Here is a 19,853-nt window from a genome sequence, read left to right on the forward strand (position 1 = left end):
TTAGCTGCAAGCTGCAAGAGAAAAGCGGGCCAGCGCAGGCTCTTCTCTTGCAGCTTGCAGCTTATGGCTTGCAGCTGCCCCTAAACCGCATCCCTGGGCAGCAACAATCCCAACGGCAAGCGCACCCGCGCTTCCAGGCCGCCATCGGCGCGGTTGCGCAATTCGACATTGCCGCCGTGCATCGAGGCGATCCGCTTGACGATGGCCAGGCCCAGGCCGGTGCCCTTGCCGCCCCGGGCACGGTCGCCGCGGGTGAAGGGGTTGAAGATCGCCTCCAGCTCCGACGGATCGATGCCCGCGCCTCGGTCCATCACACTCAGCACCACATAAGGCGCGCTGGTGTCGCCCGACACATAGGCCGCGACTTCGACTTCGGTACCGGCGTGGTTCAACGCGTTGCCGATCAGGTTGTTCAGCAGGCGCTTCATCGACACCCGACGCAACGGGAACGGCGGAATCGGTTCCAGGCGCAGGTGCACCTTTTCATCGTTCTGGTTGTAGGGCGCCGCCACTTCGCGCACCAGGTCGCTGAGATCGACCTCCTCCACCGATTCGTCGCGGCCGTCGCGGATAAAGGCCAGGAACTGGTCGAGAATCGCGTCCATGTCTTCGATGTCGCGAACCATGTCGTCGGTCAGGTCGTTGTGGCTGCCCATCAACTCCAGCGACAGGCGCAGGCGGGTCAGCGGCGTGCGCAGGTCGTGGGACACCCCCGCCAGCATCAGCTCGCGTTCGCGCCCGGCCTGCTCCACATCCTCGGCCATCTGGTTGAAGGCGCGGTACACCTCGGTCATCTCGCTTGGCGTATCGCTGATCGGCAGGCGCACGCTGCGCCCCTGCCCCAGTTGCCGGGCGGCATAGACCAGGCGCTTGAGCGGCTGGTTGAGCTGGCTGACGAAGATCCACGCCGACGCCGTGGACAACAGGCCGATGGCCAGGAACCAGCCGAGCACGCTCCAGATCTTCTGCCCCCGCAGCGGGTGCGGATACAGCGGCACTTTCAGCCAGCCGTCGCCCAGGCTCGGCGCGCGCACCCAGAGCGCAGGCGGCGCATGCATGCGCAGGCGCACTTCAGTGTCGGCGCCCAGCTCGGCCTGCATCTGCCGCTGATAGATCTCGCTGTAGGGCCAATGCTGCTCGCCCGCCGGCACACCGCTGCCGACCACCTTGATCAGCCCGGCGGCCTCGGCGATCTGGTCGCGGTTGGATTCGTCGGCGGCCCAATAGGCGCGCAGGGTCAGGGCCACGCCGTGGCTGTACTGGCGGTCCACCAGCACGTCCTCGTTCATCAGCAGATAAACCAGGGTCAGCGCCTTGGAGAACAGCACCACGATCAGCACCAGCCAGAGGGTGCGGGAGAAGAAGCTTTGCGGGAACCACAGCGGGGTTTTCATAAACAGCCATTACACGCTTTGCAGGAGCGAGCCGCGCTCGCTCCTACAAATCATCGGTCACTTGGTGGTGGTGCCATCCGGCACGAACACATAACCCACGCCCCAGACCGTCTGGATATAACGCGGCTTGGACGGATCAGGTTCGATCATCCGGCGCAGGCGGGAGATCTGCACGTCGATGGAACGCTCCAGGGCATCCCACTCGCGGCCACGGGCCAGGTTCATCAGTTTGTCGCGGGTCAGCGGCTGGCGAGCGTTCATCACCAGGGCCTTGAGCACTGCGAACTCACCGGTGGTGAGCATGTGCACTTCGGCGCCGCGCTTGAGTTCGCGGGTGGCCAGGGACAGTTCGTAGTCGCCGAAAGTGACGTTTTCGTCTTCGCTGCCCGGCGCGCCCGGCACCGGAGCCGACTGGCGACGCAGCACGGCCTTGACCCGCGCCATCAGCTCGTCGGGGTTGAACGGCTTGGCCAGGTAATCGTCGGCGCCCAGTTCCAGGCCCTTGATGCGGCTCAGCTCGTCGCCCTTGGCGGTGAGCATGATGATCGGGATCTGGTTGTTCGCACTGCGCAGGCGGCGGCATGCGGTCAGGCCGTCTTCGCCAGGCAGCATCAGGTCGAGGACGACCAGGTTGAAGACTTCGCGACCCAGCAGACGGTCCATCTGCTCGGTGTTGGGAACCGCGCGGGCACGGTAGCCCTTGCTGACGAAGAAGCGCTCCAGCAGGCTGCTCAGCCCGGGGTCGTCATCAACGATAAGAATTTTTTCGCCTTCGGCAGTTTGTGCAGTGCTGCTCATCAGATGCTCCTTTTATCTCGGTGCGCATTATGGCGTAGCTGCCGTTATACGCACCGTGTGCATTGTTAGCAGATTTTTCCTCTACCGCCAGAAAACCCACCGTCGGCCGCCAGTGGGCCAATACCCCCGAAGACTGGAACGCTGGTTATAATGCGCCGCCTTTTGTGTCAGGCAACGTCTGATCGTTACCGCCCGTGGCCACTTTTTATTTTTCCCGGCCAGGCAGTAATTGTTCGATTTCACGGGTCAACAGGCAGCCTTTTGATCCAGGCAGCGGCGCACGCCAGGCCGCTCAACCAGACTCGCCGAGGCCAATTTTCCGTGCCGGCGAGCCTGCTTCACAATTTGTCAGGTGGTTTTATGGACAGCATCAACAGCCGCATTGCCGAGGAACTCGGCGTACGCCCACAACAGGTCGAAGCGGCCGTCGCTCTATTGGATGAAGGCTCCACCGTGCCCTTCATCGCCCGCTACCGTAAGGAAGTAACCGGCAGCCTCGATGACACCCAGTTGCGTCATCTGGAAGAGCGCCTGCGCTACCTGCGAGAACTCGACGAACGGCGCATCAGCATCCTCGCCAGCATCGAGGAGCAAGGCAAACTGACCCCGGAACTTGCCCGCGACATCAAGCTCGCCGACACCAAGACCCGCCTCGAAGACCTCTACCTGCCGTACAAGCAGAAGCGCCGCACCAAGGGCCAGATCGCCCTGGAAGCCGGCCTCGGCGAACTGGCCGACGGCCTGTTCAACGACCCAAGCCTGACCCCGGAAAGCGAAGCCGCGCGCTTCGTCGACGCGGAAAAAGGCGTGGCCGATGTGAAGGCCGCCCTCGAAGGCGCCAAGTACATCCTCATGGAGCGCTTCGCCGAAGACGCCAGCCTGCTGGACAAGCTGCGCAACTACCTCAAGCAGGAAGCCACCCTCAGTGCCCGCGTGATCGCCGGCAAGGAAGAGGAAGGCGCCAAGTTCCGCGATTACTTCGAACACGACGAACCGCTCAAGAGCATGCCGTCGCACCGCGCCCTGGCAATTTTCCGCGGCCGCAACGAAGGCATCCTCAGCTCCGCGCTGAAAGTCGGCGACGAACTGCCCGGCACCATGCACCCGTGCGAAGGCATGATCGGCCAGCAGGTCGGCATCCAGAACCAGAACCGCCCGGCCGACAAGTGGCTCGGCGAAGTGGTGCGCTGGACCTGGAAGGTCAAGCTCTACACCCACCTGGAAACCGACCTGCTGGGCGAGCTGCGCGACAACGCCGAAACCGAGGCGATCAACGTCTTCGCCCACAACCTGCACGACCTGCTGCTGGCCGCTCCGGCCGGCCCGCGCGCGACCCTGGGCCTCGACCCTGGCCTGCGTACCGGCTGCAAGGTGGCGGTGGTGGACGCCACCGGCAAGCTGCTGGACCACGCCACCGTTTACCCGCACGTACCGCACAACAAGTGGGACCAGACCATCGCCGTGCTGGCCGCGCTGTGCGCCAAGCACTCGGTGGACCTGATCGCCATCGGCAACGGCACCGCCAGCCGTGAAACCGACAAGCTGGCCGCCGAGCTGATCAAGAAATACCCGGCCATGCGCATGACCAAGGTCATGGTCTCCGAGGCCGGCGCTTCGGTGTATTCGGCGTCGGAACTGGCCGCCAAGGAATTCCCCGACCTCGACGTGTCGATCCGTGGCGCGGTGTCCATCGCCCGCCGCCTGCAGGACCCGCTGGCCGAGCTGGTGAAGATCGATCCGAAATCCATCGGCGTCGGCCAGTACCAGCACGACGTGTCGCAGCTGAAGCTGGCCCGTGGCCTGGATGCGGTGGTCGAGGACTGCGTGAACGCCGTCGGCGTGGACGTCAACACCGCGTCCGTGGCCCTGCTGGCGCGGATCTCCGGCCTCAACACCACCCTGGCGCAGAACATCGTCAGCCACCGCGATGAAAACGGTGCGTTCAAGACCCGCGCCGCGCTGAAGAAGGTTGCCCGCCTGGGTGAAAAGACCTTCGAACAGGCCGCCGGCTTCCTCCGCGTGATGAACGGCGACAACCCGCTGGACGCGTCCGCGGTACACCCGGAAGCCTACCCGCTGGTGCAGCGCATCGCCGCCGAGACCGACCGCGACATCCGCTCGCTGATCGGCGACAGCGGCTTCCTCAAGCGCCTGGATCCGAAGAAGTTCACCGACGAGACCTTCGGCCTGCCGACCGTCACCGACATCCTCCAGGAACTGGACAAGCCGGGCCGCGACCCGCGTCCCGAGTTCAAGACCGCCGAGTTCCAGGAAGGCGTCGAAGACCTCAAGGACCTGCAACTGGGGATGATCCTCGAAGGCGTGGTGACCAACGTCACCAACTTCGGCGCCTTCGTCGACATCGGCGTGCACCAGGACGGCCTGGTGCACATCTCGGCGCTGTCGGAGAAGTTCATCAAGGACCCGCGTGAGGCGGTGAAGGCCGGCGACGTGGTCAAGGTCAAGGTCATGGAAGTCGACATCCCGCGCAAACGCGTCGGCCTGTCGATGCGCATGAGCGACACCCCGGGCGAGAAGATCGACGGCGCTCGTGGCTCGCGCCCAGGCTCGGCGCCACGCTCGTCAGGCAACAGCGCCCCGCGCAAGGAAACCGTGGCCGCGGCCCCGACCAACAACGCCATGGCGTCGCTGTTCGCCAACGCCAAGCAGTTGAAGAAACGCTGATGGAGATCCCGGCCGGCTTGACCGAAAGCGCGTTCAGCCAACTGCTCGGCTGCCGTCTGCAGCGCCTGGAGGTCGGGGAAGCCGACGTCGCCCTGACGCTGACGCCGCAGCTGCGCAATCGCGGCCAGAAGCTGCACGGCGGGGCGATCTTCAGCCTGGTCGACATCGCCATGGGGCTGGCCTGTTCCAGCTCCCACGGCTTCGACCAGCAGAGCGCGACCATCGAGTGCAAGATCAACTACATCCGCGCCGTCGCCGAGGGCGACGTGCTCTGCCACGCCCGGGTGCTCCACCCGGGCCGCCGCACCCTGGTGGTCGAGGCCGATGTGATGCAAGGCGACAAACTGGTCGCTAAAGCACAAGGCACGTTCGCTGTTCTATAGCCCCTCAACCTCGATTTGAGTTAATTTCGGCGCTGCACACACGGCGCCGGAATTTTTTGCGCGTGCAAGAGCCAGTTCAAGGATGAAGCAATGGCGTTGCAAAGCGGGCCGGCAAGGCTCAACGACCAGGCGAAAACGCCAGTTTCAACTTCACCCTTGTAGACCGTCCTGCCCACCCCCATATTGGGGCGACTGACGCGTGAAGGAATCCAACTTGAGCGAACTTCTCAACCGCCGCCTGGCTCTGCTCGGCGAGCGCGCTAACCTCTCTCTGCTCGAGCAGTGCCTGCACGGTATCGAGCGCGAATGCCTGCGCGTGACCGGCGAAGCGCGCCTGGCACAGACCCCGCACCCGGAAGAACTGGGTTCCGCGCTGACCAACGAACAGATCACCACCGATTATTCCGAGTCGCTGCTGGAGTTCATCACTCCGGCCCTGGCCGATCCGGCTGACACCCTGGCCAGCCTCGACAAGATTCACCGTTTCGCCTACAGCAAGCTCGGCAACGAGTACCTGTGGAGTCCATCGATGCCGTGCCCGTTGCCGGCCGAGGAAGACATCCCGATCGCCTATTACGGCACCTCCAACATCGGCCAGCTCAAGTATGTGTACCGCAAGGGCCTGGCCCTGCGTTACGGCAAGACCATGCAGTGCATCGCCGGGATCCACTACAACTTCTCCCTGCCGGAGCAGCTCTGGCCGCTTCTCAAGCAGGCCGAAGGTTTCGTCGGCAGCGACCGCGACTATCAGTCGTCGGCGTACATCGCGCTGATCCGTAACTTCCGCCGCTACAGCTGGCTGCTGATGTACCTGTTCGGTGCCTCGCCGGCGCTGGACGCGGGTTTCTTGCGCGGGCGCTCGCACCAGCTGGAACAACTGGACGCCGAGACCCTGTACCTGCCGTATGCCACCAGCCTGCGCATGAGCGACCTGGGCTACCAGAGCAACGCCCAGGCCGGCCTGACCCCTTGCTACAACGACCTGAACAGCTACACCGACAGCCTGCGCAAGGCCGTCGCCACGCCGTACGCGCCTTACGTGGAGATCGGCACCCACCAGGACGGCGAGTGGGTCCAGCTCAACACCAACATCCTGCAGATCGAAAACGAGTACTACTCCAACATCCGCCCGAAACGCGTGACCTACACCGGCGAGCGGCCGATCCAGGCGCTGATGGCCCGCGGCATCCAGTACGTCGAAGTGCGCTGCCTGGACATCAACCCGTTCCTGCCGATGGGCATCGACGTGCAGGAAGCCCGCTTCCTCGACGCCTTCCTGCTGTATTGCGCGCTCAACGAGAGTCCGCTGCTGGAAAACAATGAGTGCGGCAACGCCACCTCGAACTTCCTCAAGGTGGTCAAGGAAGGTCGTCGTCCGGGCCTGCACCTGCTGCGCCAGGGGCAACTGGTGGAGCTCAAGGAATGGGCCGGCGAGCTGCTGGAAAAAATCGCGCCGCTGGCCGCCCTGCTCGATCGCAGCCACGGCAGCGATGCCCACGGCAAGGCGCTGGACGCCCAGTTGGCCAAGGTCAAGGATTCGTCCCTGACGCCTTCGGCCCAGGTCCTGGCCGCCATGCAGGAGCACAAGGAAAGCTTCAGCCAGTTTTCCCTGCGCCAGAGCCTGGCCCACGCCGAGTTCTTCCGCAGCGAGCCCCTGAGCAAGGAAGACCAGACGCGTTTCGAAGAAGCCGCGCGCAGCTCCCTGCTGCAACAGGCCGAGCTGGAACGCAACGAAGTCGGTGATTTCGACGTGTTTGTCGGCTCGTACCAGGCGAGTATCCTGGCAATCAGTAACTGACACACCGCGCCGCCTGTATCGCGAGCAAGCTCGCTCCTACACAGTACTGTCCTGTAGGAGCGAGCTTGCTCGCGATGGAGCGCAAAGCGCTCCCCTTCAAAAAAGTGCTCTCTTTAGAAGATTCCTCTTTTAAGCTAATTCTAAAAAGTTATTTATTTTTAGATTCTTAGATCATTTAGTCTCCTCTCACGCCCACACTTGGCCGCCTGTCGAGGAGCTTCATGATGAAAATGCACTTTCCCCTTCGCCTTCTGGCGGCCGTATCCCTGGCTACCGTGAGCTTGTTCGCCCAGGCAGCCGAGGTCACCGTCGCCTACCAGACCACCGTCGATCCGGCGAAAGTCGCCCAGGCCGACGGCACCTACGAAAAGGCCACCCAGGCCAGGATCGACTGGCGCAAGTTCGACAACGGCGCCGACATCATCGCCGCCATCGCCTCGGGTGACGTACAGATCGGCTACCTCGGCTCCAGCCCGCTGACCGCCGCGATCACCCGCAAGGTGCCGGTGGAAACCTTCCTCATCGCCACCCAGATCGGCGCCGCCGAGGCCCTGGTGGCCCGCGACGGATCCGGGATCAACACGCCCCAGGACCTGGTCGGCAAGAAAGTCGCCGTGCCCTTCGTTTCCACCGGTCACTACAGCCTGCTGGCCGCGCTCAAGCACTGGAAAATCGACCCGGCGAAAGTACAGATTCTCAACCTGGCGCCACCGGCGATCATCGCTGCCTGGAAACGCGGCGACATCGACGCCACCTACGTCTGGGACCCGGCGCTGGGCGTGGCCAAGGAAAACGGCAAGGTGCTGATCACCTCCGGCGAACTGGCCCGGTTCGGCGCGCCGACCTTCGACGCCTGGATCGTGCGCAAGGACTTCGCCGAGAAGCACCCGCAAATCGTTACCGCCTTCGCCAAGGTGACCCTCGACGCCTACGCCGATTACCGCAAGGACCCAAAAGCCTGGCTGGCCGAGCAGAGTAACGTCGACAAGCTGGTGAAACTCTCCGGCGCCAAGGCCAGCGACATTCCGCTGCTGTTGCAGGGCAACGTCTACCCACTGGCGGCCGACCAGGTCATCAGCCTTGGCGCGCCGACCACCAAGGCCATCACCGACACCGCGGTGTTCCTCAAGGAACAGGGCAAGGTCGAGGCGGTACTGCCGGATTACGCGCCATACGTCAGCGCCAAGTACATCACCCACTGAAGGTCAGCCGCAGAGGTCGCCGGGCCCAGGCCCGGCGCTTCTCGTACAGCGTCTCACCTCGACAAAGGCTGCATTTGAACAAGGAGCGCGCCGCCATGGCTTTGCTACAACTGGAGCGCATCAGCGCACAGTACCCCGGCGCCGCCGAACCGGTGCTGGCGGATATTTCCCTGACGCTCGGGCCCCAGCAGCTGCTGGTCGCCCTCGGCCCTTCCGGCAGTGGCAAGACTTCGCTGTTGAACCTGATCGCCGGTTTCGTCGAACCCAGCGCCGGACGAATCACCCTGGACGGCGTGCCAGTCGCCGGCCCGAGCGCCGAACGCGGCGTGGTGTTCCAGGACGATGCCCTGCTGCCCTGGCAGGACGTGCTGGCCAATGTCGGCTTCGGCCTCGAACTGGCCGGCATCGCCCGCGACCCGCGCGAAGCCCGCGCCCGGGAAATGCTCGCGCTGGTGGACCTGGCCGGCTTCGACAAACGGCGCATCTGGCAGCTCTCCGGCGGACAACGCCAGCGTGTGGGCCTGGCCCGCGCCCTGGCCGCCGACCCGCGGCTGCTGCTGATGGACGAACCCTTCGGCGCCCTCGATGCCTTCACCCGCGAGCAGATGCAGGAGCTGTTGCTGCAAGTCTGGCAACGCACCGCCAAGCCGGTGTTCCTGATTACCCACGACATCGAGGAAGCGGTGTTCCTCGCCACCGACCTGATCCTGCTGGCCCCCAACCCGGGGCAAATCGTCGAGCGCTTGAGCCTGGACTTCGGCCAGCGTTACGCGGCCGGCGAATCGGCCCGAGCAATCAAGTCCGATCCACGCTTTATCGAAACCCGCGAACATGTGCTGGCCCGGGTGTTCTCCCAACGCAGTGCCGTCTTGCGGCAGGAGCGCGCATGAACAGCTACGACCTTCCGGCCACCACGACCAAAGCCGCTAACCCGCACACCACGGTGCCCCTGCGCCGCAGCCTGAGCACTCGCTGGATCAGCGTGCTGACCCTGGTCGTGCTGCTCGCCCTGTGGTGGGCAGTGACGGCCAGCGGCCTGATCGAACCGCTGTTCCTGCCGCCACCTTCCGCCGTGCTGCAAAAGGGCTGGCTGCTGGTGACCAGCGGCTATATGGACTCCACCCTGTGGCAGCACCTGGGCGCAAGCCTCGGACGCATCGGTCTGGCCCTGGGTTTTGCCGTGCTGAGCGCGATCCCGGTGGGCATCGCCATCGGCCACAACCGTATCGCCCGTGGCGTGCTAGACCCGCTGATCGAGTTCTACCGGCCGATTCCACCCCTGGCCTACCTGCCGCTGATCGTCATCTGGTGCGGCATCGGCGAGCTGTCCAAGGTGCTGCTGATCTACCTGGCGATCTTCGCCCCGATCGCCATCGCCACCGCCACCGGCGTACGCACCGTGGACCCGACCCGGCTGCGCGCCGCGCAGTCCCTGGGCGCGACCCGGGCCCAGCTGATTCGCCATGTGATCCTGCCCAGCGCCCTGCCGGACATCCTCACCGGCGTGCGCATCGGCCTCGGGGTGGGCTGGTCGACCCTGGTCGCCGCCGAACTGATCGCCGCCACCAGCGGCCTGGGGTTCATGGTGCAGTCCGCCGCGCAGTTCCTGGTCACTGATGTGGTGGTACTGGGGATCCTGGTCATCGCCCTGATCGCCTTCGCCATGGAAATGGGCCTGCGCGCCCTGCAGCGCAAGCTGGTGCCCTGGCACGGCCAGGCCCATTGAAACCCTGTATCTGTAGCCCTGTAGCCGCTGCCGAGCGCAGCGAGGCTGCGATCGAGCGCAACGCGCTCGCCAAAGCCAAAGCCAAAGCCTGCGCCTGCTTCGCAGGCGATCGCAGCCTCGCTACGCTCGGCAGCGGCTACAAGCGGCCACACCTGAATTCGAGAACGACATGAGCCTGACCATCACCCCTTTAAGCTCCGCCCTGGGCGCCCAGATCAGCGGCGTCGATATCAGCCAACCGCTGGCCGGCGAACAGCGCGACATCATCGAGCAGGCGCTGCTCCAGCATCAGGTGCTGTTCTTCCGCGACCAGCCGATCGACCCGCAGCAACAGGCGCGCTTCGCGGCGAACTTTGGCAACCTGCATATCCATCCGATCTACCCCAACGTGCCGGAACAGCCGCAAGTGCTGATCCTCGACACCGCGCAAACCGACGTACGCGACAACGCCATCTGGCACACCGACGTGACCTTCCTGCCGACCCCGGCCCTGGGCGCGGTGCTCAGCGCCAAGCTGTTGCCGGCCTACGGTGGCGATACCCTGTGGGCCAGCGGCATCGCGGCCTATGAGGCGCTCTCGGAGCCGATGAAGAACCTGCTGCAAGGCCTGACCGCCACTCACGAGTTCATCAAGTCCTTCCCCCTGGAGCGCTTCGGCAATACTCCGCAGGACCTGGCGCGCTGGGAAGAAGCCAAGCGGAAAAACCCGCCGCTGTCGCATCCGGTGATCCGCACCCACCCGGTCAGCGGGCGCAAGTCGCTGTTCGTCAACGAAGGCTTCACCACCAGGATCAACGAGCTGTCGGACAGCGAAAGCGAAGTCATCCTGAAACTGCTGTTCGCCCACGCCACCCGCCCGGAATTCACTATCCGCTGGCGCTGGCAGACCAACGACGTGGCCTTCTGGGACAACCGCGTGACCCAGCACTACGCGGTCGACGACTACCGCCCGCAACGCCGCGTGATGCACCGCGCGACGATTCTCGGGGATGTGCCGTTTTTCCGATAACCGATACTCGCCAGCTTGCCCATGACGCAGGACTGGCGGGGGATTGCGGCATCACCAAACGACAAGTGGTTGCCCATCCTCGATGACACATAGCTATGCTATCAATGATTGCATTGATTTCATTCGGAGGAGCCCATGGCCAGCCTGACAATCCGAAACCTGGACGACCACATCAAAGAGCGCCTGCGCATCGAAGCCGCCCACAACGGCCACTCCATGGAAGAAGAAGCCCGCTTGATTTTGCGCCGCGCCCTGAACAGAACAACCGACAGCCAAGGCCTGGCCAGTCGTATCCGGGCACGCTTTGCCGAGGCCGGCGGAGTGAAGCTTGAGCTGCCCGAACGTACCGAGCCGGCACGCGTGGTGGATCTGGGCGAATGATCGTGCTCGACACCAATGTGCTGTCGGAACTGATGCGTCCCCAACCGGACGCATCGGTATTGCTGTGGATCGAAGCGCAACCTGTCGAAGACCTCTACATCAGCGCCATGACCATGGCCGAGATTCTTCACGGCATCGCGCGCCTGCCCCACGGCAAGCGCAAACAGATGCTCCATGCGTCGGCCCTGGCGATGTTCGAGGAAGATTTCATCGACCGCATCGTGCCCTTCGGGACCCAGGCGGCTCTTTACTACGCCCATCTGATTTCGCACCGGGAAAGCCTGGGGCGTCCGATCAGCCTGGTGGATGCGCAAATTGCGGCCATATGCCGCGTCCACGACGCGGCAATCGCCACCCGTAACGCCAAGGACTTCAGCGACACCGGGTTGATCGTTATCAACCCCTGGCTGCCGCTCGAAATTTGAACCCGGCTCTGTAGGAGCGCAGCTTGCTCGCGATGGCGGCATGCCTGACACAACACACCGCCGCGATCGCCGGCAAGCCTGGCTCCTACAGAAGCCGCGGCAGCCTTGCAACATGACGGCAGGTTCTATTCCGCGGTTGAAGGTTTCTCCCACAGATTGATCCCGCCTTCGCGGGCAAAACGATCGATCTCTGCCAGCTCTTCGGCACTGAAGTTCAGGTTCTGCAATGCGCCGACGTTCTCGACGATCTGCTCCGGCCGGCTGGCGCCGATCAGGGCCGAGGTCACCCGCGGGTCGCGCAGAGTCCAGGCCAGGGCCAGTTGTGCCAGGCTCTGGCCACGACGCTGGGCGATTTCGTTGAGGGCGCGCACATGGGCGAGGTTGGCCTCGGACAGGTGCGAGGCTTGCAACGAACCACCGCCCGGGCGGTTGACCCGCGCATCCTCGGGAATGCCGTTGAGGTACTTGTCGGTCAGCAGGCCCTGGGCCAACGGCGTGAAGGCAATCACCCCGGCGCCGAGTTCTTCGGTGGTGTCCAAAAGGTCCTTTTCCACCCAGCGGTTGAGCAGGTTATAGGCCGGCTGGTGGATCAACAGCGGTACTTTCCACTCCTTGAGCAAGGCTGCGATCTCGCGGGTCTTCACCCCGGAATAGGACGAGATACCGATATACAGCGCCTTGCCCTGCTGCACCGCTGTGGCCAGGGCGCTGGCGGTTTCTTCCAACGGGGTGTCCGGGTCGAAGCGGTGGGAATAGAAGATATCCACATAGTCGAGGCCCAGGCGCTGCAGGCTCTGGTCGAGGCTGGCCAGCACGTATTTGCGCGAGCCACCGCCCTGGCCATACGGACCGGGCCACATATCCCAACCGGCCTTGCTGGAGATGATCAGCTCGTCGCGATACCGCTTGAAGTCTTCCCGCAGCAGGCGACCGAAGTTGATCTCGGCGCTGCCATAGGGCGGGCCGTAGTTGTTGGCCAGGTCGAAGTGATTGATGCCCAGGTCGAAGGCGGTGCGCAGCAACGAACGCTGGGTGTCGATCGGCGTGCTGTCGCCGAAGTTGTGCCACAGGCCCAGGGACAGCGCCGGCAGCACCAGGCCGCTGCGTCCGACGCGGCGGTAGGGGATGGAGTCGTAGCGGTTTTCGGCAGCAAGGTAAGTCATCGAATCCTCTCTTGGTCCTGAACGCCCGGGTTTAAGCGAATGCACATGGGTGTGGGGCAGCGCCCTTGCAGCATATGAATCAGCCAAACGCCAGAAAGTTGCCCAGCATACGCCCAGGCGCGCTCGCGGCCACTGCAGGAGTGGCCAATGACAGAAACGATCTGACACCCGCTGGCGGAACGCTCGAACGTGGCATTGGCACCGCGCTATTGCCCAAATCGGATGTTCGAAAACAGGAAATAGATATTACTGTCGAAATATTTAATTACGTACCACGTACCACATTACGAAATCGTAGCTGGAGGGGAAGCTCAGCCGATGAAAATCCCGACTAAATGACGCCGTCGACCGGAAGCCGGATCAGCGGACAAAACCCCGGAAACACAGGGCCCTGGCGGTGCTGCACCGCCTGGAAAAACCAGGAATGGCGGCATCGAACAAGGCGCTGCACCCGTTGTTTATAGACGCTAAAACGCCACCCTGCCGGGCCGAAACGAAGGGTTCCAAAGCCTGGGTGGTAGAGGAAAATATCGAGGGACAGATGCCAGGCATGCCCCCATGGGAACCATGGGGGCGGGCAATGCCTAGGCGGAGAGTTCGCGTAAAGCGGCAGCCGCGAGGAAGCCCGAACGCGAGCGGTAGCGCTGATCGCGCTTCACCGTCTGATCGATGCGTTCCAGCAGTTGCTCCGGCAGGGTGGCGTTGAAGCGCACCGCCTTGCCGAAGTAAGGCGTGATATCGAACTCGATCATGCCCCACACGCCACCGGCGTAATCGGGGTTGTCGATATGCACGTCGACCTCATGCACCTGGGGCAGCGGTTCACCATCGGCGACCAGGCCTTCGTAATGCAGCGACAGGGCCTCTTTCACATTCTCGAAGGCTTCTGCCGCGGTATGGCCGGCGGAAAAACAGCCCGGCACATCGGGGACGATCACGCCATATCCGGAGTCGGCATCCTTGTGCAGCACGACCGGGAATTTCATCTCGTTGACCTCTTCGTTCAAGGCCGGCCTCATTTCAGGCCCGCCTGTTTCAAGATGCTGTGGATCGTGCCCTTGGGCAGATCCGCATCCGGGTGGGGAATAGTGACCCGCCCCGGCTTGTGCAGATGCTTGTATTGGTGATGACGGCCTTTGACCGCGATCAGATACCACCCGTCCTCCTCGATCATCCTGATCAGCTCCCGACTGCGCATTGCCGTGTCCTTTCGATACGTCCCGAAAAGCCACCGTACACAGTCAAAGGCGAACAATACACACTATACACATCCAGACAATCAATACAGAAAGCAGCGATGACCGGCGCTGCCCTGCTCAGACCGCCCTGGCGAAAACCTCCGCCAGCCAGTCGACGAACACCCGCACCCGTGGCGACATCTGACGGTTGTGTGGGTACAGCACGGAAACCGGCATGGGCGGCGGCGGGGTATCGGTGAGGATCTCCTGCACCAGCCCCTGGGAAATCTGCTGTGCCATGCGGTAGCGCGGGCATTGGATGATGCCCAGCCCGGCCACGGCCGAAGCAGCATAGATTTCCGCGCCGAACACCGACAGCGCACCCTCGATGGCGACTTCCCGCAGCTCGCCATCGACCATGAATTCGAAGGGAAACAGCTTGGCGGTGGTGCGCGAGACATAGTTCACCGCCCGGTGCCGCGACAACTCGTCGAGGCTCTTCGGCTCGCCGTATTTGCGCAGGTACGCCGGGCTGGCGCAGGTGATCTGCTGCAGGCCGGCCACGCGCCGGCCGATCAGCGACGAATCGCCCAGGGTGCCGGCGCGCAACACGCAGTCCACCCCTTCGGCGATCAGGTCGACAAAACGATCGGCCTCGCTGATGGACAGCTCGATCTCCGGATAGCGCGCCATGAATTCGGGCAGGGCCGGAATCACGAAGTACTTGGCCAGGGTGCCATGCAGGTCGACCCGCAAACGCCCCTTCGGCGCCACCGTGCGAAACGCCAGTTCGGCCTCTTCCAGCTCCGCCAGCAGCTGTACGCAGCGCTGGTAATAGGCCTCGCCGTCGAGAGTCGGGCGCACGCGGCGGGTGCTGCGTTCCAGCAGACGGGTACCGAGCCAGGCCTCGAACTGGTTGAGGGTATGGGTCAGGGTGGCGCGCGGCAGGTTCAGGTCCTCGGCGGCCAGGGTGAAGCTGCTGCGCTCGTAGATCCGCACGAACACCTTCATCGCTTTGACTTGATCCACGACGGGCTCCAGGGCTCATTGATTGTTGGCGATTATTGAACAGTCAAGCCAACTCTGGCGCATTTATCACCCTGGGTAAACATGTGAATCTGCTTCCACACCACAGCCAATCACTCGTTACCCAGAAGGAAATTCGCCATGACTACCCAGACTTCGAAAGTTGCCATCGTGACCGGCGCCTCCCGCGGCATCGGCGCGGTGATCGCCCGGCAACTGGCCAGCGAAGGCTTCGCCGTCGCCATCAACTACGCCAACAGCGCCAGCGAAGCCTCAGCCCTGGTGGTGGAGCTGCGCCAGGCCGGCCACCGGGCCATAGCGGTCAAGGCCGACGTGGCCAACGCCGATGACGTGCGCCGCCTGTTCGACGAGACCGAAATCCAACTGGGCAAGGTCGACGTGCTGATCAACAACGCCGGCATCCTCAAGGTCCTGCCGCTGGCGCAACACACGGACGAACTGTTCGAGCAGAACTTCAACATCCACGCTCGCGGCACCTTCAACACCCTGCGTGAAGCCGCGACTCGCCTGAACGCCGGCGGGCGCATCGTCAATTTCTCCAGCAGCACCGTCGGCATGAACCTGCCGGGTTACGCGGTGTACATCGCCAGTAAAGCGGCGGTGGAATCCCTGACCCAGGTGTTCGCCAAGGAAATGCGCGGTCGCAATATCACCGTCAATGCAGTGGCACCGGGCCCGGTGGCCACCGACTTGTTCCTGCACGGCAAGAGCGAAGAGCAGATCCAGGGTTTCGCCAAGATGGCCCCGCTGGAGCGCCTGGCTCAACCCGAAGATATTTCCCGCGTCGTGTCCTTCCTGGTCAGCCCTGATTCGGCCTGGGTCAACGGGCAGGTCCTGCGCGCCAACGGCGGGCTCGTCTGAGCCACCTCAAGCCCTGGGCACCTTCGCCGGCTGGCTGTCCCACGCCGTACAACAACGCCTGCCCCGGCGTGCCTGAAACCACCCTCACCCGAAGAGATCAATGCCATGCAATCCGTCATCCTGATTACCGGCGCCTCCAGTGGTTTTGGCGCCCTGACCGCCCGCGCCCTCGCCGACGCCGGCCACATCGTCTACGCCAGCATGCGTGAAACCCTGGGCCGCAATGCGCCTCAGGTGGCCGAGGTGCGGCGCTACGCCGACGAGCACCGGGTCGATTTGCGCAGCGTCGAACTGGACGTCGCCTCCAGCGCCTCGGTCGAGGCCGGTGTCGCCCGGATAGTCGCCGACTGCGGCCGGCTGGACGTGATCATCCACAACGCCGGGCACATGGCTTTCGGCCCCGCCGAAGCCTTCACCCCCGAACAGTTCGCCCAGCTCTACGACATCAACGTACTGAGCACCCAGCGGGTCAACCGCGCGGCCCTGCCGCAACTGCGCAAGCAGGGCCGGGGGCTGGTGCTGTGGGTATCCTCCAGCAGCGCCCGCGGCGGCACCCCGCCCTACCTGGCGCCGTACTTCGCGGCCAAAGCGGCGATGGACTCCCTGGCGGTGTCCTATGCCGGGGAGCTGGCGCGCTGGGGCGTGGAGACCTCGATCATCGTGCCGGGCGCCTTCACCCAGGGCACCAACCACTTCGCGCACTCCGGAGCCCCGGCCGACCAGGCCCGCGCCGCCGAGTACAACCAGGGCCCCTATGCCGGTGTGCCGGAGCAGGCACTCGACGGCCTGGCCGCCCTGGAGCCGGCTGACGCCGATGTCGCCGAGGTGGCCAGGGCCATCGTCGAGATCGTCGGCCTGCCCTTCGGCTCCCGGCCGTTGCGCCGGCATATCGACCCGTCCCAGGACGGTGCCGAGATCGTCAATGCCATGGCCGACCGGGTGCGCGCCGAGATGTTCCGCCGCATCGGCCTGGAAGACCTGCTCAAGCCCACCGTTCGCTGAAACAACGGCATGGGTGGCCCGGGCACTCCCCGGGCCATCGCTGCTTTCCACCGGCTTATTCGCGGAGACACTCATGCGCCCGACCCACCCTGCTGATCCCGGCCTTCGCTTTTCGCGGAGCAGGACGCCACTCCCTGGACCACACTCTAGGTCGGGAGCCTTGAACCGCCATCGACCCTGGACTCACCCCTGAATTCCGCCCGCGAGGACTTCATCATGCACACCGCGATCATCACTTGCTTCGGCCTGATTCTCCTGGCGCTGATGCTGTTTATCGGCGAAAAGCTCGGCCTCGGTCGCCAGACCCTAGCCTACAGTTTCGTCGTACTCTGGCTGGCGCTGACGGTGATCAACGGCGCGGTGGGGATGGTCCACGCCGGCCAGCCCCTGAGCACGGAGCTGGCGGTCGGCAGTGTGGTGTTCGGCGTGCCGGTGGCGGCGCTGGTGTTGTTCACGGTATTGGGCCGGGCCTGAGGCCCGCGATGACGGTGGCACAAACGCCACCGCCCCGCGATCAACGCACCAGGTGCAGGAACTGCATATGGCGTTCGTACTGGTCGAGGATGTCGTTGATGATCTGCTCCTTGGTGTAGCCCATCAGGTCGTAGTCCTGGCTACCCTCGGCCAGGTGCACCTCGGCCCGGTAGTAACGCCGGTTGCGCATCTCCTTGGGCCCCATGCCGCCACGGGCGAAGGACGGGGTGAAGTAGCCACGCATCTGCACCTGGTAGACGAACGGATGCTGGTCGCCATGGCCGATTTCCAGGCTGACGTTGTCGTTGGCCGGGTCCGGCTGGGTGATCACGTTCAGGCCTTTCTCGACGAACACCGCGGTCACTTCTTCGATGGCCGGGCGCACCGTCTGATCGAGGAAGCGATAGACCTCGTCGCGCGACGGGAAATGCACCGCCTGGCTCAGGCGCTGGCGCCAGCCACCCTTGCCACGACGCGAGGACGACGACACCGGCGCCAGCGAATGCAACTGGGCGATCTGCTTCTGCGACTCGAGGTAGAAGGCCTTGTGCAGCCCCCACATCATCAGCAGCAGGATCATCGAGAACGGCAGCGAGGTCAGCACCACCGCCGACTTCAGCGAGTCGATGCTGCCGGCGAACAGCAGCGCGCTGGTGACCAGCGCGGTCATCGCGCCCCAGAACACCCGCAGCCATTTCGGCCCGTCTTCATCGGCATTGCCGCCCTTGGCCGACAGGGTCGAGAGCACCACGGTGCCGGAGTCGGCCGAGGTGACGAAGAACACGAAGCTGATGAACACCGTCACAGCGATGACAGTCTTGCTCCAGGGGTAGGTTTCCAGCAGCAGGTAGAGGGTCATCGAGGGGTTCTCGATGGCCGACATGCCCAGCGCGCTCATGCCATGGTTGAGCACCTGGTCGATGGCGCTGTTACCGAAGATCGACATCCAGGCCAGGGTGAAGCCCAGGGGAATCAGCAGCACGCCGAACACGAATTCACGGATGGTCCGGCCACGGGAAATCCGCGCGATGAACAGGCCCACGAACGGCGACCATGCGATCCACCAGGCCCAGTAGAAGACGGTCCAGCCGCCCAGCCAGTCGCTGGGTTCGTCATAGGCGTAGAGGTCGAAACTCTTGGTCGGCAAGGCGCCGAGGTAATCGCCGAGGTTCTGGATCAGGGTGTTGAGCAGGTGCTGGGTGGGGCCGGCGAACAACACGAACAGCAGCAGCGCACAGGCCAGCAGCATGTTGATGTCGGACATCACCCGCACGCCCTTGTCGACGCCGGACACCGCGACAATGATCGCCGCGCCCATCATCAGGGTGATCAGGCCCACCTGGACCCACTGGGTGTGGGCGATACCGAACAGGTAGTCCAGGCCGGAGTTGAGGTGCAGCACGCCAAAGCCCATGTCGGCGCCGAGGCCGAACACCGTGGCGATGATGCCGAAGCCATCCACCGCGTAGCCGATGGGGCCGTTGATGCGCTTGCCGATCAGCGGGTACAGCGCCGAACGCAGGGCCAGCGGCAGGTTATGCCGATAGGCGAAATACGCCAGGGCCATGCCGACGAAGGCGAACACGCCCCAGCCATGCAGGCCCCAGTGCAGGAAGAGAATCTGCATGGCCTGGCGCGCCGCATCCGCGGTCCCGGCCTCGCCCTGGGGCGGTTGCAGCATGTGGGTCAGGGGTTCCGACACGCAGAAGAAAAACAGCGTGATGCTGATCCCGGCGGCGAACAGCATGCCAGCCCAGGACAGGTAACTGAATTCCGGTTCGTCGTGGTCGGCACCGAGCTTGATCTTGCCGTAGCCGGACAAGGCGGTGACCACCACGAAGATCAGGTACAGGGTCATGGCCAGCATGTAGTACCAACCGACCGTATTGGCCGCCCAGTTTTGCGCGGCCAGCAGCCAGGCGCCGGCCTGTTCCGGCAGGGCAATGACCACCAGGCCGAAGGCCAGGATAAAGCTCGCGGCGAAGTAGAACACCGGCGGATTCATGCGGATCAGGCCGCTGGCGGGAATGGACGATGCACTCATGAAACGTGCACCTCGAGGGGGTAAAACGCGGCTGAAAAGATCGGACTCAGCAAAGGTAAGCCTCCTGTTGTGAGCGGGCAGCGAGCTGCCGGTTTAACTTGAACAAGCGTTCAAGTTAAACACGGATAGGCGCGCAAGGACTAATCGCCGGGCTCGGCGGTCGCCTGATTTCGCAGGTTTTAGGAAAGGTCTGATGTGTCGCGGAGGGAATCGTTCAGCGTTAAATTATGCCGATCTCTGTAGCCGCCGCCGAAGGCTGCGCCAAGGCCCGCAGGGCCTGCAA

19 protein-coding genes are annotated in these 19,853 nt (G+C 63.9%); 12 read left to right on the forward strand and 7 right to left on the reverse strand.

Going from position 1 to position 19,853, the window contains the following annotated elements:
* Positions 1 to 80: 80 nt before the first annotated feature.
* Complete coding sequence (locus tag J4E58_RS03805) at positions 81 to 1,394, reverse strand: ATP-binding protein (RefSeq protein ID WP_007925244.1); 1,314 nt, start codon at positions 1,392 to 1,394, stop codon at positions 81 to 83.
* Positions 1,395 to 1,451: 57 nt separating this feature from the next.
* Positions 1,452 to 2,192: a two-component system response regulator OmpR gene (gene ompR / locus J4E58_RS03810; protein WP_007925257.1), complete on the reverse strand. Its 741-nt coding sequence runs from the start codon at positions 2,190 to 2,192 to the stop codon at positions 1,452 to 1,454.
* Between the two features lie 360 nt (positions 2,193 to 2,552).
* On the opposite strand from ompR, the gene J4E58_RS03815 reads away from it, so the two are divergent.
* The 9 genes from J4E58_RS03815 (at position 2,553) to J4E58_RS03855 (ending at position 11,801) form a co-directional block, all read left to right on the forward strand.
* Complete coding sequence (locus J4E58_RS03815) at positions 2,553 to 4,877, forward strand: Tex family protein (RefSeq protein WP_087089593.1); 2,325 nt, start codon at positions 2,553 to 2,555, stop codon at positions 4,875 to 4,877.
* The gene (locus J4E58_RS03820) at positions 4,877 to 5,260 is read left to right on the forward strand and encodes a PaaI family thioesterase (RefSeq protein WP_087089591.1); all 384 of its coding nucleotides are present in this window, start codon (positions 4,877 to 4,879) and stop codon (positions 5,258 to 5,260) included. The genes J4E58_RS03815 and J4E58_RS03820 overlap by 1 nt, the downstream gene beginning before the upstream one ends.
* 214 nt (positions 5,261 to 5,474) lie before the next feature.
* A complete protein-coding gene (gshA, locus tag J4E58_RS03825; RefSeq protein ID WP_087089589.1) occupies positions 5,475 to 7,058 on the forward strand; it encodes a glutamate--cysteine ligase in 1,584 nt (527 codons plus the stop codon).
* A gap of 224 nt (positions 7,059 to 7,282) precedes the next feature.
* The gene (tauA, locus tag J4E58_RS03830; RefSeq protein ID WP_087089587.1) at positions 7,283 to 8,260 is read left to right on the forward strand and encodes a taurine ABC transporter substrate-binding protein; all 978 of its coding nucleotides are present in this window, start codon (positions 7,283 to 7,285) and stop codon (positions 8,258 to 8,260) included.
* Positions 8,261 to 8,355: 95 nt separating this feature from the next.
* Positions 8,356 to 9,150 (forward strand): taurine ABC transporter ATP-binding subunit, encoded by a 795-nt coding sequence (gene tauB / locus J4E58_RS03835; protein ID WP_085533376.1) that lies wholly within the window; start codon positions 8,356 to 8,358, stop codon positions 9,148 to 9,150.
* Positions 9,147 to 9,986, forward strand: coding sequence for a taurine ABC transporter permease TauC (gene tauC, locus J4E58_RS03840; RefSeq protein ID WP_087089586.1), 840 nt, complete (start codon positions 9,147 to 9,149; stop codon positions 9,984 to 9,986). The genes tauB and tauC overlap by 4 nt, the downstream gene beginning before the upstream one ends.
* Positions 9,987 to 10,155: 169 nt before the next feature.
* A complete protein-coding gene (tauD, locus tag J4E58_RS03845) occupies positions 10,156 to 10,995 on the forward strand; it encodes a taurine dioxygenase (RefSeq protein WP_087089584.1) in 840 nt (279 codons plus the stop codon).
* A gap of 135 nt (positions 10,996 to 11,130) precedes the next feature.
* The gene (locus J4E58_RS03850; RefSeq protein ID WP_062823999.1) at positions 11,131 to 11,376 is read left to right on the forward strand and encodes a FitA-like ribbon-helix-helix domain-containing protein; all 246 of its coding nucleotides are present in this window, start codon (positions 11,131 to 11,133) and stop codon (positions 11,374 to 11,376) included.
* Positions 11,373 to 11,801 carry a type II toxin-antitoxin system VapC family toxin gene (locus J4E58_RS03855; protein WP_007925281.1) on the forward strand — a complete coding sequence of 143 codons (429 nt, stop codon included), beginning with the start codon at positions 11,373 to 11,375 and terminating at the stop codon, positions 11,799 to 11,801. The genes J4E58_RS03850 and J4E58_RS03855 overlap by 4 nt, the downstream gene beginning before the upstream one ends.
* Positions 11,802 to 11,926: 125 nt before the next feature.
* Here J4E58_RS03855 and mgrA read toward each other — a convergent pair whose 3' ends face one another.
* The 4 genes from mgrA to J4E58_RS03875 form a co-directional block, all read right to left on the reverse strand.
* Positions 11,927 to 12,964 carry an L-glyceraldehyde 3-phosphate reductase gene (mgrA, locus tag J4E58_RS03860; RefSeq protein ID WP_053259262.1) on the reverse strand — a complete coding sequence of 346 codons (1,038 nt, stop codon included), beginning with the start codon at positions 12,962 to 12,964 and terminating at the stop codon, positions 11,927 to 11,929.
* A 584-nt stretch (positions 12,965 to 13,548) separates the two neighbouring features.
* Positions 13,549 to 13,950 carry a type II toxin-antitoxin system HicB family antitoxin gene (locus J4E58_RS03865; protein ID WP_009041686.1) on the reverse strand — a complete coding sequence of 134 codons (402 nt, stop codon included), beginning with the start codon at positions 13,948 to 13,950 and terminating at the stop codon, positions 13,549 to 13,551.
* Between the two features lie 29 nt (positions 13,951 to 13,979).
* Positions 13,980 to 14,162 (reverse strand): type II toxin-antitoxin system HicA family toxin, encoded by a 183-nt coding sequence (locus J4E58_RS03870; RefSeq protein ID WP_087089582.1) that lies wholly within the window; start codon positions 14,160 to 14,162, stop codon positions 13,980 to 13,982.
* 118 nt (positions 14,163 to 14,280) lie between these two features.
* Entirely contained in the window at positions 14,281 to 15,171 is an 891-nt protein-coding gene (locus J4E58_RS03875; RefSeq protein ID WP_087089580.1) for a LysR family transcriptional regulator, read from the reverse strand.
* 138 nt (positions 15,172 to 15,309) lie between these two features.
* Here J4E58_RS03875 and J4E58_RS03880 point away from each other — a divergent pair, with 138 nt between their 5' ends.
* From J4E58_RS03880 to J4E58_RS03890, 3 genes are all read left to right on the forward strand, one after another.
* Positions 15,310 to 16,050: an SDR family oxidoreductase gene (locus tag J4E58_RS03880; RefSeq protein WP_087089578.1), complete on the forward strand. Its 741-nt coding sequence runs from the start codon at positions 15,310 to 15,312 to the stop codon at positions 16,048 to 16,050.
* 105 nt (positions 16,051 to 16,155) lie between these two features.
* A complete protein-coding gene (locus tag J4E58_RS03885; RefSeq protein WP_087089576.1) occupies positions 16,156 to 17,052 on the forward strand; it encodes an SDR family oxidoreductase in 897 nt (298 codons plus the stop codon).
* A 216-nt stretch (positions 17,053 to 17,268) separates the two neighbouring features.
* Entirely contained in the window at positions 17,269 to 17,526 is a 258-nt protein-coding gene (locus tag J4E58_RS03890) for a hypothetical protein (RefSeq protein WP_053259255.1), read from the forward strand.
* Between the two features lie 40 nt (positions 17,527 to 17,566).
* Here J4E58_RS03890 and betT read toward each other — a convergent pair whose 3' ends face one another.
* Positions 17,567 to 19,531, reverse strand: a complete 1,965-nt coding sequence (gene betT / locus J4E58_RS03895) for a choline transporter BetT (protein WP_172963077.1) — start codon at positions 19,529 to 19,531, stop codon at positions 17,567 to 17,569.
* Positions 19,532 to 19,853: the final 322 nt, after the last annotated feature.

The sequence above is a fragment of the Pseudomonas sp. FW305-25 genome (assembly GCF_017351415.1).
Classification (GTDB): Bacteria; Pseudomonadota; Gammaproteobacteria; order Pseudomonadales; family Pseudomonadaceae; genus Aquipseudomonas; species Aquipseudomonas chlororaphis.

Coding starts and splice junctions, on each gene's coding strand:
- tauB (WP_085533376.1), top strand. CDS start 8,356: ATGGCTTTGCTACAACTGGAGCGCATCAGCGCACAGTACCCCGGCGCC.
- J4E58_RS03815 (WP_087089593.1), top strand. CDS start 2,553: ATGGACAGCATCAACAGCCGCATTGCCGAGGAACTCGGCGTACGCCCA.
- J4E58_RS03820 (WP_087089591.1), top strand. CDS start 4,877: ATGGAGATCCCGGCCGGCTTGACCGAAAGCGCGTTCAGCCAACTGCTC.
- J4E58_RS03885 (WP_087089576.1), top strand. CDS start 16,156: ATGCAATCCGTCATCCTGATTACCGGCGCCTCCAGTGGTTTTGGCGCC.
- tauC (WP_087089586.1), top strand. CDS start 9,147: ATGAACAGCTACGACCTTCCGGCCACCACGACCAAAGCCGCTAACCCG.
- tauD (WP_087089584.1), top strand. CDS start 10,156: ATGAGCCTGACCATCACCCCTTTAAGCTCCGCCCTGGGCGCCCAGATC.
- J4E58_RS03850 (WP_062823999.1), top strand. CDS start 11,131: ATGGCCAGCCTGACAATCCGAAACCTGGACGACCACATCAAAGAGCGC.
- mgrA (WP_053259262.1), bottom strand. CDS start 12,964: ATGACTTACCTTGCTGCCGAAAACCGCTACGACTCCATCCCCTACCGC.
- J4E58_RS03805 (WP_007925244.1), bottom strand. CDS start 1,394: ATGAAAACCCCGCTGTGGTTCCCGCAAAGCTTCTTCTCCCGCACCCTC.
- J4E58_RS03855 (WP_007925281.1), top strand. CDS start 11,373: ATGATCGTGCTCGACACCAATGTGCTGTCGGAACTGATGCGTCCCCAA.
- tauA (WP_087089587.1), top strand. CDS start 7,283: ATGAAAATGCACTTTCCCCTTCGCCTTCTGGCGGCCGTATCCCTGGCT.
- betT (WP_172963077.1), bottom strand. CDS start 19,531: ATGAATCCGCCGGTGTTCTACTTCGCCGCGAGCTTTATCCTGGCCTTC.
- ompR (WP_007925257.1), bottom strand. CDS start 2,192: ATGAGCAGCACTGCACAAACTGCCGAAGGCGAAAAAATTCTTATCGTT.
- J4E58_RS03880 (WP_087089578.1), top strand. CDS start 15,310: ATGACTACCCAGACTTCGAAAGTTGCCATCGTGACCGGCGCCTCCCGC.
- J4E58_RS03870 (WP_087089582.1), bottom strand. CDS start 14,162: ATGCGCAGTCGGGAGCTGATCAGGATGATCGAGGAGGACGGGTGGTAT.
- J4E58_RS03865 (WP_009041686.1), bottom strand. CDS start 13,950: ATGAAATTCCCGGTCGTGCTGCACAAGGATGCCGACTCCGGATATGGC.
- J4E58_RS03890 (WP_053259255.1), top strand. CDS start 17,269: ATGCACACCGCGATCATCACTTGCTTCGGCCTGATTCTCCTGGCGCTG.